Origin of the sequence: Streptomyces sp. Ru73, assembly GCF_002920575.1 — a bacterium.
Taxonomy (GTDB): Bacteria; Actinomycetota; Actinomycetes; order Streptomycetales; family Streptomycetaceae; genus Streptomyces.
Genome location: NZ_PQSQ01000148.1, coordinates 1 through 12,666, shown reverse-complemented (window position 1 = coordinate 12,666; position 12,666 = coordinate 1). Strand labels below are relative to the sequence as shown.

Below are 12,666 nucleotides of genomic sequence, written 5' to 3'. Positions count from 1 at the left end.
CATCCCCGGGGCACCCGCCAACCGCGGCCTGCTCGACGTGGTCGCCGCGCTGCGCTGGGTACGGGAGAACATCGCCGCCTTCGGCGGTGACCCGCACAACGTCACCCTCTTCGGCCAGTCGGCCGGGGCGACCATCGTCGGCGGCGTCCTCGCCGCCCCCGAAGCCACGGGGCTCTTCCGCCGGGCGATCGTCCAAAGCGGCAGCGGCCTGGGGGCGTTCACCACCGAACAGGCCGCCCGCGTCACCACGGCAGCCGCCGCGGCCCTGGGCGTCGAGCCCCATGCCGGCGCCTTCGCGGACATCTCCGACGAGCGCCTGGTCGCGGCCGCCTCCCGGCTCGCGGGCATCGACCTGCACACCGACGCGCACCGCGACCCGCTGATCGGACTCAGCCCCTTCAGCCTCGTCCTCGACACCCAGCCCGCCGAATCCGTCGCCGCCGGTCTGAGCGCCGGCATCGACCTGCTCATCGGGACCAACACCGAGGAGGGCAACCTCTACCTGGTCCCCGTGGGCAAGTACGCCACCTCGACCGCCGGGGACGTCGACGACGCGGCGGCGCGCTCGCACCCGACGCCGGCGCGGCTCGTCGAGACGTACCGGGAGGCCCGCCCCGAGGCGTCCTTCGGCGAGCTGCGGTCCGCCGTCATGGGCGACGCGCTGTTCGGCGCAGGCAGCTGGGCCCTGGCCGACGCACACGCCGCCCATCCCGAGTCCGCCACCTTCGCCTACGAGTTCGCCTGGCGCTCCCACGCCCTCGACGGACAGCTCGGCGCCACCCACGCGGTCGAGCTGCCCTTCGTCTTCGATCTCGCGCACCTCCCCCAGCTGCACGGCCCCGCCGCCCTGCTCGGCCCCGAGAAGCCCCCCGCGGAACTCGCCGCCCGCATGCACGAGACCTGGGTCCGGTTCGCCAGGACCGGCAACCCCGGCTGGGACCCGTACGACACCGAGCGCAGGTCCACCATGCGCATCGACGCCGAGTGGACCCAGGTCGACGACCCTCGCAGCCAGGAACGACAGGTCTGGGGCTGACCCCTCGTAGGTGTTTTGCCTGCCTGCCCCTTCAAGGAACACCATGGGAACACCATGACCAGAACCGTCACCACCACGGAGAACGCCCCCGCCCTGACAGCACCGCTGCCCCAGGGCATGCGCAAGGCACCCCGTCCTGCAGGTCTCCGGGCGGCTCCCGCTCGACCGGGACACGGGCGAGGTCATCGGCACCACGGTCGCCGAGCAGACCGCACAGACGTGCGCAACGTCACCGCCGTGCTCAAGGCGGGCAGCGCGGGCCTGGGACGTCGTGATGCTCCGCGTGTACCTCACCGACCCCGCTCACCTGGCCGAGATGAACCGCGAGTTGAGCGTGTGGGCGGGCGGGCAGGGTAGCACCTACCGGCGCTGGCCATCCGGTCGCTGGCGAACGCGTCCTCGCGTCCTCAGGGGCCACGCCGGCCAGGCCCCCGGCGACCAGTAGTTGGTCTGGAGCGGGCGAGCGCCGCGGGCGCGGGCGGTCAGCCCCGCAGGGCGCCACTGGCACTCGCGCGACGGGCCCGACGAGCAGTGGGCGGGCCGCGCGAAGATTGTTTTACACCCGGTTTCGTCCCGGCGGGACGGGTATCTACGAGAACATGCTTCGATCCGGCCCATCGCCCGACGCTCCTCAGTGCGTGCACTGGCGGGGCGGGCCCGCCACGGCGGACACGCCACCTCTGGTCTGTGGGCGAGGCGGCCTGCTGCCCGCGCGGCAGGCCGTCATCCTGGCGGGCGGAACGGGCAGTCGGCTCCTGCCGCTGACCCGTGAGCGGCCCAAGGCAATGGTGGAGGTCCATGGGGTGCCGATCCTGCAGCATCAGCTCGACTGGCTCGCTGGCTGCGGAATCGAACGTGTCGTGGTGTCCGCGGGACATCTGGCCGAGGTGATCGTCTCGTACCTCGACTCCCGTCCGTCGCCGCCACTGACCGCGACGGTGGTCGAGAAACGGCCGCTGGGGCGCGGCGGTGGGCTGCGCAGGGCCGCGCGGGCCCTGCCGTATCCGGGCGAGCCATGGTTCGCCCTCTATGGGGATATCTGGACGTGCTTCTGCCTGTGCGGGATGCGTGCCCATCATCTGCGCGGTGGTGTCGCAGCGACCGTGGCGCTCGCTGGTCCCGGCCTGCCCGGCAGCGCGGTGGCCTACGACGAGCTGGGCCGGGTGACGGACCTCGCCCCGGCCACACCGGGGCCGGACCGGGTGAACGCCGGTGTGTACCTGTTCGCCTGGTGTGTGGCCTCTCTCCTCCCTGAGGAGGGAGACCACGCCGACAGCACACTGCCCCGTCTGGTCGGCGCCCGTCAGCTGGCGGGTTACCCGATCGACGCGCCCTGGCAAGCGGTGAACACCCCGGCGGACGTGATCAGGCTGGAAGGTGATCTCGCCGACCGACGGGCTCCCGTCAGGCTGCGGCTGAGTGACCGTCAAGGCAGCCCATGGGCAGGTGAACGCTGAGGAGGGGGCGGTATGGGTGTGTCGCCGATCGGGGTGGGGAGCACTGCGTTCACTCATGGTGAGCCCGGCCGAGCGCGGGCGGCGGCTTGCGAACTGGAGGAGCTCGGCCACGGCACGTTGTGGCTGGGCTGTGTGCCCGGCGGTAACCTGAGCGGGCACCTGCACAGCAGCCTCACCCTCCTCACGGCGACCCGGCACGCGATCCTCGCCCCCTCGGCAACCCGGCACGCGATCGTCGCCTCCTCCCGCGTTTCCCTTTGGCGCCTTCCGCCCGGCCGGCTCGCTGCCGCCCACCACGGGCTTGCCGCTCCGTATCGCCGACGGACGCTGGTGGGCCTTGCCGTCGGTCACGCGGAGATCGCCGCGGCCTGCCAGCGCCCCTACGCGGCGATGGCCGCCCACCTCGACGCGCTGGACGCGTCCGCCGGTCCCCTGCCGAAAGCCGCGCGGTTCCTGGGCGCGCATCGGCCCCCGATGACCCAGCACGCCGCCGACCGGGCCGCTGGGGTGCAGCCCTACCTCGTCCCGCCGTCCCACACCGCCCGGGCACGCGCTGCGCCGGGGGCCGACCCGCTCCCCGCGCCGGTGCAGACGTCCGTGGTGGACACCGCCCCGGTCACGGCCCGTGCCACGGCGCGGCGGGCGATCGCTCCCTGCCTCACGAAGCCCAACGACGTGCGGACCTGGCTGGCGAGCGAGTTCACCCGGACTTGGCCGGCGAGCGGGTTCACCCGGAACGATCTCGCCGACGGCGGAAGTGATCGCTTCGTCGACTCCCTGGTGGTGCGGGGATCGGCCGACGTTGTCGCGCGGTGTGTCCTGGCCCGCCTGGAGGCGGGAGCGGACCACATCGCCCTCTTAGATCGTCACCGGCAACCCGCATACCTTTCCCCTCCCCGCACGGCGCGCCGTGGCCGAGCGCCTGACCCGGCTCGCTCAGCACTGCAACCGCACCTGGGGGCCTCGGGCTGTCCCCTGGCCACTGACCGAGGTCCCGGCCGACCCGTGCCCTTGCCTTGCGGCACAAGCCGGATGCCGGTGGAGTACTCACCGACGGCGACGCTTGCGGAGCGGTGGCTCGCGCCTGGCCCTGCCTGGCCTCACACGTCGGTCGACAAGACTCCGTGAGCACACGCCCATCCCCCTCCCCCACCAACCCGTCTGCGAGGTGGCCCAGTTGGCTACGAAGGAAGACCTTGCCTGTCAAGAGATCTTCGACCGGTACCAGTTCAGCGGAGCGGGCGCCAGTATGCTGCCCCAGCTTCTCGAAGCCCTCGGTTCCCCGGAACGCAGCCTGCGTGGCATGACCGTCGTCGGCACCAACGGCAAGGGTTCGACGTGCGCGTTCGCCGTCTCGGCGTTGGCCGCGACCGGGCTGCGGATCGGAAGTATGCCCAGCCCGCACCTTCAGCGGGTCACCGAACGCATCCGCATCAACGGAGTGCCCATCTCTCCCACCGCATGTCATCGCGCCTTCGCGAAGGTCGACGACACTCTCAGAAGGACGGGCCTCGCGGTCAATGCAGGAGCCGTGCACGCAGCCGCAGCCGCGGTTCATTTCGCCCGCTCGGATGTGGACTTGGCCGTCATGGAGGCGAACATCGGGGGCCAGCGCGCCGCGGTCAACTGCTTCTCTCCAGGCGTAAAGGTCATTACGGGTGTGGGGCTGGACCACGAGCATCTGCTGGGAAACACCCTGGGCGAGATCGCACGGAACAAGGCAGGCATTGTGCGAGACGGCGACCATGTCGTGCTCGGCGAGTTGCCGGAGGAGGCGGCCAAGGCCATGGACGACGTCCTCAGCAACCATACGGAGCTGACCGTCTGGCGCATCCACCAGGAAGTCCGCTACCGGCCCCGGACGGCCCGCGACGGCCGCACCGTGCTGGACGTCGTCACCCCACATGCCGTCCACCGCGAATTGCCCTGCCCGCTCCGCGGAGAACACCAGCATCACAATCTGGCGCTTGCCGTCGCCGGCATCGACGCGCTGGTCGAACAAGGAGTGCTCCGTGGCATCTCGGAGGAGGCTCTGCGCGCCGGACTTGCCGCGACCCGCTGGCCCGGCCGCCTGGAACTGCTGGCACCGGCCCGCCTCGGCTCCTGGACCGGCCGCGTGCTGCTCGACATTGCCTCCAACCACCAGGGCGCAGCCACCGTGGCCCCGGAAATCCTGCGCGAATCCCGCGCCGCTGAGCGCACCGCCCTCGTCTTCGGGACCCTCCGGTACAAGAATGTGGCGACCATGCTTGAGCCGCTGCCCCCTGACTGGCCGGTAGTACTGACCCGGGTCGGGCACCCCAACGAAGCAGCCCCGGACGAGATGCGCACCGCCTTGGCGACGCGCCGAGAACTGTACGTACGGCAGGAGACCGCCGACGCCGTCCGCCACGCCTGCGAACTCGTCGGGACCGGCGGCCTCGTCACGGTTCTCGGAACGCCCCTCCTTATTGGCCGTGTCCGTGAACTGTTCCAGCTCCCGCCCGGTTGACCAACGTGCTGGACGAGGCCGGGGAGCTTCACGACCAGGTCACCCGGTCACAGGAGGGCAAGGCCGCGCACCGGGCCCTCCCCCGGATTCATGGACACCATCAATCTGACGGGGGAGGCGCCGACGCCCGTAGGCGATCCGGACTGGGTCGCCAACCGCACCCGGACGGACGTGGGAGGCACCGCGTGAGCACCGAGCAGCATGACGCCGACGCGTACGGCCAGAAGCAGGCTGGGGGCGGCTGTGGCGGGCGCTCGGCCTGGGGTGGTCTGCCGTTGCAGCGTCGGCCGACGCGGTGTTCGCGAGAACCTGGCTTCTGTCGCTGGGCAGGTACGTTGGGCCGTCAGCCGGCCCGCGCGTGCTCTCGCCCGCATTCCCGCCCTCGCTGCGGCCTCCTATTCCGGTGACCCGTTCGCCCTGATGCGCGCCTGTACGACTTTCGGTGGGCTCTGGCGTGTCGGGAGGGAGGAGGAAGGGGAGCGGCAGAGGATCGCTTCAAGATCCAGTACCTGGTTGAGGGAGTAGCTGATGGCGGAGGCGAAGAAGACGAGTCCGACGAGGAAGAAGACGCCGGCGGCGGCGAAGGCGCCAGCCAGGAAGCCGGCGGCGGGCGGGTCCGGCGGCGCGGGTTCCGGACCGTCCCTCCCGGACGTCCCGGGCGTGCCGGGTGGCCCGACGGCGGGTGACCCGAACCCTCCGGCCCCCTCGGTCGACCTGGGGGCGGAATTGTCCCTGCCGTTCGAGCAGATCATCGGCGGGCCGCTCCAGGGGGCCATCCGGTCCAGCGCGATGGCCGCGAACGAGACCGCGCGGTTCATCAACAGCGTCGGATTCGACCAAGAAAAGCACGCCAGGATGGTGGACTTCACCTACACCTCGGAGCCCACGGAAAAGGCTAGGGCCGACGGAAAGAAGGTAGTAACGAATGTGTCGGTGCCTCTTCTCGCGGTGGTGCCGGTCCCCTACCTGCAGCTCTCCAAAGTGACCCTCGACTTCAATGTGAAGATCGACTCGGTCTCGAAGCAGGAGAAGAAACAGGACGTCGGAGGCGAGGCATCGGCGAGTGGCGGTTTCTGGGGCATCTCGGCTTCAGTCAAGGCCAGCTACAGCTCAAGCAGTTCGAGTAGCGACACCGTCAGTCGGAGTGCGTCGATGTCGGTCCATGTGGAGGCCCAGCAGGGACCGATGCCGGGCGGCATGGAGAAGATCCTGACGATGCTGACCGACAATGCCGTCACCGCCACCGTCCAGGAAAAGAAGGGTAGCTGACGGAACCCGAAATCGAATCCTCATCCGTTCGTCTCCGGACATTCGGGGGCGGCGCTGCATCCGTCTCGGCCCCAGTAGCGCCCCAACCGCAGATGAGGGTTCGTCTGCCATGCCCGGCCCGCTCCTCACATTCCCCCGTTCGGATGGCTCACGATTTCCAGGGGAGACGATGGTCATCGCCACCGCCACAATGAGGGATGCGAGCCGGAAATTATCCAACCTAGGACACATAATGAGCGAGTTGACGATGCGTGGGCTTTTGCAGAGTCTGCAGCAGGCCGTGGCCGACGCCGACCAGGCGGTGCGCGCGGCCCAGGAGCCGGACAGCGACTGTGTGGGAATCCAGCCGCAGATGGCCATTGACGACGTTTCCTTCACCGTCTCCTTCGTAGCCGATCAGGTCGCTCCGTCTGCTCCCGCTTCCGGCCAGATCGCGGAAGGCGTCCGTATCTCTGTCGACCAGCAGACCCTCGCCGATGCCAAGCACGTGCACGAGGTCAGGTTCACCGTTAGCAACCGGCCTGTGGAGCGGCTCGAGGTCAACGGCCGCTATCACATCGTCCCCGCAGGAGCTGCGGGGGACCAGCGATGAGTGACGACGACGTCCCGGTCAGCGCGTTGCTCGGCGCGGCGTACGAGGCTGTGGTCCATGGGCAGGGACTGGCCGCGCGCGAAGCGATCGAACTGGTCAAGGACCTCGGATTCGAGAAGAACGGCACCGCAAAGCCGTTCCGCTTCGCCTACCAGCACACCGAGGCCACGGAAGACGGCCCGCAGGTGCGCACCGTGCACGCCACCTTGCCGCTGCTGTCGCTGATCAACCCGCCATCCATCAGCATCGACACCGCCAAGATCAATATGAGCCTGCACCTGATCAGCCAGGACATCGAAACCGGGCCGGCCGATGCCCCCGCGCCGGCGGCGGAGAAGACCACGCCCAAGCTGAAGGGGCGGATTGTCCACCAGAGGGACAAGAACGCCGTCATGACCATCGAATCCACCCTCAAGCAGCGCGATCTGCTGGGCAGCAGCCGGCTGTCCCAGTTGCTGGACGCGGCGGTCAGCGACCGTGACAGCATCTGGTACCAGGTCCTGGACCGGGCAGAGTCATTCCGCGCGGCCGCCATCGCGTTGATCGACACCGTCGCCCAGGATGGCTCCCACGGGAGAGGCGTGGGGGTTCGGGAGTGGCTGCAGCAGCTGTGGGAGTTGAAGGAGGCCGTCACGGACGCAGTGAGTGCCTTCCGCGACGGGCTGCCGGAGAAGATTCCCCCGCTCCACCAAAGGTGGAACACCCAGTGCCAGAAGCTGGCCTGGATCGACCGGCACACCGAGCCGGAGACCATGGCAGGGCTGCGGCGGGTGTTCATCGCGGCCGCCAGGGACGTGTGGAATGCGCTCCTGCCGGGCGTGCCGGTCGCCGGATTCGGACCGCCCACCGTGGAACAGCTGCGCGACCGGTTCGTGGCCGCCCGTACTGCACTCGCTGCCGCTGTGCCGAGCCTGACAGATCTGCTTGGGAAGCTGGAGCAACTCGAAGGGGCCGTCGCGCAAGGCTGCATCGCCCGCCAGTACAAACAGCCGGAAGCCGTCGCCGGAACTCTGGATCGCTACAACACGACCGCGGCGGAGATCCGGATGATGTGGACCCCGTCCGCACCATGGTCCGACTCGCAGGCCAAGCAGAACGATCTGGCCGCAGCTGCCGAGGCGGTGTGGGACGCGCTGGCACCCCGCACGGTACCGGTCGACTTCCGCGTCGCCAACGAACTGGAGGCGGAATGCAATCTCCAGCTTTACTGGCTTCATGATAAGTCGAGGAAAATCGCCCGGGACATCCTGCGCGGTGCCGTCGGATACGCCCAATCAGCACTTCCTCTCATCAGGCCCGCTTGGGAGGCTGGACAGCCCGCCACAGAGCAACAGATGCAGAAAATCAGTCAACTACTCGAAGACTTCAACGCGGAAATCGTCAGGGTCCGCCCGAAAACGAGAGTTTCCACTGGATTCAGTGGGAGCGTTTTGCACCCCCTCGCTCGGACATGGGACAGGCACGCCGACAAATTCTGGGGACATCTCATCGACACCGGAAGCCACCCGGTGGCCCACCTCGACATGAGCAAATGACCTCCGCGGACGACGCCGACACGGGTCGGGCGCCCGCGCTGCGCGCGGAAGGGGAGGAGGGCCCTGCACAGTCCGCGTCCCTGGCCGCGCTGCTCGCCCAGGCATGCCGTGCGGTGCTGGACGGACAAGTCAGCGCGGTGGGCGCCGCACTGGCGAGCGCGGCCCGGACCCTGCTCACGGCCGGCGACGACGGCCATCCACAGCCCGTCGTCCAGATGGCGGCTGCCGCTGGCACGGTGCGCAACGCCCGGCACATCGCCCTCGCCGACCTCCACGGATGGCCCCTCTACAGCGTAGAGTCCGCCCGTATCACCCTGCACCTGGCCATTCCTGCACCACCCGGGGCCGACGGCGTCCTGCACCTCGCGATCCCGACGACGGCCGCCACCAAGACCATGACCGCCACCATCCGGCTGAGCACCCGTCCGGGCCCTCGGCCCCTCGCCGAAGATCTCGCTGCGGCCGCGCTCGTCCCCGCCCCGCCCAGCGTCGACAGCGACAGGTTCTCCGCCCCGGCCCGTCAGGCCGTCGCTGCCTGGAGACATCTGCCCAGCCTGTACCGCTGCGCCGAACGGCTGTTGGCCGAGACGCCCGGCCACCCGGCCACCACCGCGGCGGTCCAGGCCTCAGAAGACCTCGCCGCAGCCGTATGCACGTGGTGCGCCGGCGGGCCACCGGTCGATCCACGCCTCGTCGCACGCGCCCCGCATCCTGAGAACCTGGACTTGGAAGCTCCACCCGCCCTGGTCGCGCTCGCCGCCACGGTGTCGGAACTCCACCGTTCCCTCGGCACACCGGACCGCGTCTGACCCGTCAGGCAGGCAGCCAGGTCCACACCAGCAGCTGGTGTGGACCTCGCTGGTCTCACAGGGCGTTGCCCTGCTGGACCAGCTGCTTCAGGCCCGCAGGGTTGGCTCCGACCATCTCGCCGATCTTGCTCCTTCCTTGACCAGCGTGAAGGTCGGCATGGCCTCGATGCCGACTTCTTCGGCGATGTCCTGGTGGTCGTCGACATCCACCTTGTATTGATCCGGAACGGCTTTGGTCCTGGGTCGTTGGTGGGGTTTGAGTGCCAACGCTTGCTGTAGGTATGCGGCGGTGCGAGGGGCCGGCGGCTGTGCTGGTCCAGGATGTCGCACCGGATGCTCAGCAACGCCATGCCCGAGGTGCCCAGGGGCCCGGAGGTGCGCCGGTCCACGACTTCCACGTCCCCCTCCGCGCCGTGCCAGACCTGCGGCCATTCGGTGGTCGTCGGTCCGGTGCCGACGGGCAGGGGTGACGTGGCTGCGCAGACCTGCGGGGACGTTGCGGCCGAGTCCGGCGGTCAGGCTCGGCTCGGACAGGTCGACCGCGACGACCTTCCGTACGCCTTCCGTACGCCTTCCGCGAGGAGCGGCGCGGCGTGGCGCAGGGTTCCGGCACACGGCAGGTACACCAAGTCCGGCAACGGCGCGCCGTACACCCGTGCGGCCGCCCGGGCCCCGGCATGGCTCAGCTCAGTGTCGAAGTGGATCTCACCGGCGAGCCGCAGCATCGGCTCGCTGTGGTAGTGAGTGCGGACCATCTCGGCCAGCTCCACCTCGATCGCCGTGGAGGATCCGAGGCGGCGGACGGAGAGGGAAGCAGGCACGGACTCCACGACGGCATACCCCCTGCGGCGGCTGAAGAGACCGCCGGATACCTGCCCGAGCCACAGCGGCGGAACACGGCCCTTTCCAGCCGTGTCCGTCTCCCGCAAGGTGCGGTCCGACTACGCCGGACGATGTCCGGTTCCGCTGTCCGTGCGGAGGTGGGGATGTGGGTGGAGGTTGAGGTAGAGGCCGGCGGCGGCTTGGGCACTCGTGGTGGGCAGGGGGAGAAGGTCGCTGGTTCCATGGCCCGCGAGTCCTTGCGGGAACCGGCCGTTGACGGGTTGGCGCACGGCGTTCAGGAAGGTGCCGACGACGTCGTCAGTCTGGGTGTCGTGGAGGTCTTCCGCGCCGGTGATGATGTTGAGGAAGCTTTCGTGCAGGCGTAGGGGTTCTTGGTCGCGGCGGCTGAGCTGCTGGGCGGTGCGGAAGTAGTGGTCGCGGCCGTCGTGGATGCGGTAGAAGGCGCTGACCAGGATGAGGAGCCGTTCGTAGGCGTGCTGGTAGGCGGTCTGGTAGAAGGCGCGGGCGGCGGTTTCGTCGACATCGCCGCGCAGGACGCTGTTGATGGAGGCGGCGGCGAGCAGGCCGCTGTACATGGCCAGGTGCACGCCCGTGGACAGCAGGGGGTCGAGGAAGCATGCGGCGTCTCCGGCAAGAAACCAGCCCGGGCCGGTGAAGGAGTCGCTGACGTAGGAGTAGTCGCTCTCGGTCTTCAGCGGCGCGGTCTGGCGAGCGTTGGTGAGCATGCCGGCCAGGCGCGGGCAGCGGGCGATGGCGTCCTCGTAGACGGTCTGGAGCGAGCCGTCCGCTGTTTGCCTGGCGTGGGCGAGGGAGCGTTTGTCGGTGACCAGGCCGACGCTCAAGGTGCCGTCGTGCAAGGGGATGGCCCACAGCCATCCGTGGTCGGGCAGGGAGAACACTCCGATCGCGCCGCTGGGCGCGGTGGCCAGAGGTGCGGCGCCGTGCCAGTAGCTCCAGGTGGCCACGTTGCGGAAGACGTCGTGGACGCGTCTGGTGCGCAGCTGCCGGGCGGCGAGGAGGCCTGCGCGACCGGAGGCGTCGACGAGGTGGCCGAAGCGGATGCACCCTTCCGTGCCGTTCTGGCCGGTCCAGGTCGCTTCCACGGCTCGCTGGCCCTGGCCGTTGCCGCTGCCGCCTTCGAACGTAATTCGTCCCGCGCGGACCTCTTGTCGCACGTCGGCTCCCTGTGTGCAGGCGTGCTCCAGCAGCAGCTGATCGAACTGGGAACGGATGACCTGGAAGCTGTAGGCCGCCGGTCGGTGCGGTTGGTCGAAGTCCAGGGACCACTCCTGGCCGCCCCAGCCGTAGAACGCTCCGGTCTTGCGGACGAAACCGTGCGCCTCGATCACCTCGCGGGCGCCGAGCACGTCCAGCACGGGCAGCAGGGACGGGAGCAGGGACTCTCCGATGTGGTAGCGCGGGAACCGTTCCCGTTCCAGCACCCGCACCTGGTGGCCCTGGCGGGCCAGGAGGGTCGCGGCGGTCGCGCCCGCCGGGCCGCCTCCGACCACCAGGACGTCGGTCTCTTCGCGCATGCCGGGCTCCCTCAACCGTCGACGAACACCGTTTCCCCACCCCAGCGGAGCACTGTCTGACACAGTGCCATCACTATGAGCAGTGAACCTCACGGCGAGTCAGCCCCGACAGACACCCTCACGCCAGTCCGCCCCCTGGGATCAGGCCACGCTCAGGTCCCGCTGACCGTGGGCATCGAGGAAGAGCTCCTCGTGATCGATCCGGCCACACGCACACTCAGTCCCCAGGGGCCCCAGGTGGTGGGCGAGGCGGCCGGCGAACTCGGTGACCGGGCAAGCACCGAGCTGACCCGCTACCAGGTCGAGCTGCGCACCGACCCGCACACCTGTCTGAAGGCAGCTGCCGGCCAGATCCGTTCCACGAGAGCGGCGGCCGCCCGCGCCGCTGCCCGCCTCGGCCTGCGCATCGCCTCCACCGGCACCCCTGTACTCGGCCAGACGGTCCCTGTCCCGATCACTCCAGGCGCCCGCTATGCCCATAGCGCGGCCCACTTCCGCGCCCTGGACGACGAGCAGACCGCGTGCGCCTGCCACATCCACGTCGGCCTGCCCGACCCCCGCGACGCCGTACACGTCAGCAACCACCTGCGCCCCTGGCTGCCGACCCTGACCGCCCTGAGCGCGAATTCCCCGTTCCAGGACGGCCGGGACACCGGCTACGCAAGCTGGCGCACCACGACCTGGGGGCGCTGGCCCGTCGCCGGCCCGCCCCCCTACTTCGAATCCCCCGCCCACTTCGATGACCTCGTCGACACCCTCATCGAGACCGAAACGCTCATCGACCGCGGCGGCCTGTACTGGGACATCCGCCCCTCCCACCACCTGCCCACCATCGAAATCCGCGTCGCCGACGCCGCCCTGAGCCCCGATGACACCCTGCTGCTCGCCGCCACCGTCCGCGCCCTCACCGCCACCGCCCTCACCGCCGTCCACGCCAAAGAACCAGCCCCACGCCCGGCACCGGAAATCCTGCGCGCAGCCTGCTGGCGCGCGGCCCGCGACGGACTGGCCGGCCACGGCATCGCCCCGCTCACCGGACGCCTGGTAGCCCAGACCACGCTGGTCGAGCACCTGCTGCACACCATCACGCCGGCACTGC

At 69.7% G+C, this 12,666-nt stretch carries 12 protein-coding genes; 9 read left to right on the top strand and 3 right to left on the bottom strand.

Features of this window, described 5'->3' with window-relative positions; translation table 11 throughout:
* The 8 genes from C3486_RS34710 to C3486_RS34670 form a co-directional block, all read left to right on the top strand.
* Positions 1-1,036: carboxylesterase family protein (locus C3486_RS34710; protein WP_103836849.1), on the top strand; the 1,036-nt coding region annotated here is incomplete at its 5' end.
* Between the two features lie 136 nt (positions 1,037-1,172).
* A complete protein-coding gene (locus tag C3486_RS38880) occupies positions 1,173-1,481 on the top strand; it encodes a Rid family hydrolase (protein WP_103836848.1) in 309 nt (102 codons plus the stop codon).
* Positions 1,482-1,716: 235 nt separating this feature from the next.
* A complete protein-coding gene (locus C3486_RS34700; RefSeq protein ID WP_258053185.1) occupies positions 1,717-2,493 on the top strand; it encodes a nucleotidyltransferase family protein in 777 nt (258 codons plus the stop codon).
* A gap of 1,177 nt (positions 2,494-3,670) precedes the next feature.
* Positions 3,671-4,984 carry a folylpolyglutamate synthase/dihydrofolate synthase family protein gene (locus C3486_RS34690; protein WP_258053184.1) on the top strand — a complete coding sequence of 438 codons (1,314 nt, stop codon included), beginning with the start codon at positions 3,671-3,673 and terminating at the stop codon, positions 4,982-4,984.
* Between the two features lie 528 nt (positions 4,985-5,512).
* On the top strand, positions 5,513-6,253 hold the full coding sequence (locus C3486_RS34685; protein WP_103836845.1) for a DUF2589 domain-containing protein: 741 nt from the start codon (positions 5,513-5,515) through the stop codon (positions 6,251-6,253).
* A 232-nt stretch (positions 6,254-6,485) separates the two neighbouring features.
* The gene (locus C3486_RS34680) at positions 6,486-6,845 is read left to right on the top strand and encodes a hypothetical protein (RefSeq protein ID WP_103836844.1); all 360 of its coding nucleotides are present in this window, start codon (positions 6,486-6,488) and stop codon (positions 6,843-6,845) included.
* Positions 6,842-8,380, top strand: coding sequence for a DUF2589 domain-containing protein (locus tag C3486_RS34675; protein WP_103836843.1), 1,539 nt, complete (start codon positions 6,842-6,844; stop codon positions 8,378-8,380). Before C3486_RS34680 ends, C3486_RS34675 begins: the two co-directional genes overlap by 4 nt.
* Positions 8,377-9,189: a hypothetical protein gene (locus tag C3486_RS34670; RefSeq protein WP_103836842.1), complete on the top strand. Its 813-nt coding sequence runs from the start codon at positions 8,377-8,379 to the stop codon at positions 9,187-9,189. Before C3486_RS34675 ends, C3486_RS34670 begins: the two co-directional genes overlap by 4 nt.
* A gap of 87 nt (positions 9,190-9,276) precedes the next feature.
* Here C3486_RS34670 and C3486_RS37590 read toward each other — a convergent pair whose 3' ends face one another.
* The 3 genes from C3486_RS37590 to C3486_RS34655 all read right to left on the bottom strand — a co-directional run bounded on the left by C3486_RS37590 (position 9,277) and on the right by C3486_RS34655 (position 11,567).
* Positions 9,277-9,399, bottom strand: a complete 123-nt coding sequence (locus C3486_RS37590) for a thioredoxin family protein (RefSeq protein WP_181138792.1) — start codon at positions 9,397-9,399, stop codon at positions 9,277-9,279.
* Positions 9,400-9,704: 305 nt separating this feature from the next.
* Positions 9,705-10,010, bottom strand: coding sequence for a hypothetical protein (locus C3486_RS34660; protein WP_146075120.1), 306 nt, complete (start codon positions 10,008-10,010; stop codon positions 9,705-9,707).
* 120 nt (positions 10,011-10,130) lie between these two features.
* The gene (locus C3486_RS34655) at positions 10,131-11,567 is read right to left on the bottom strand and encodes an NAD(P)/FAD-dependent oxidoreductase (protein ID WP_103836839.1); all 1,437 of its coding nucleotides are present in this window, start codon (positions 11,565-11,567) and stop codon (positions 10,131-10,133) included.
* Positions 11,568-11,735: 168 nt separating this feature from the next.
* On the opposite strand from C3486_RS34655, the gene C3486_RS34650 reads away from it, so the two are divergent.
* Positions 11,736-12,666, top strand: a 931-nt coding sequence (locus C3486_RS34650) for a glutamate--cysteine ligase (RefSeq protein ID WP_258053183.1), incomplete at its 3' end; no start/stop codon positions are given.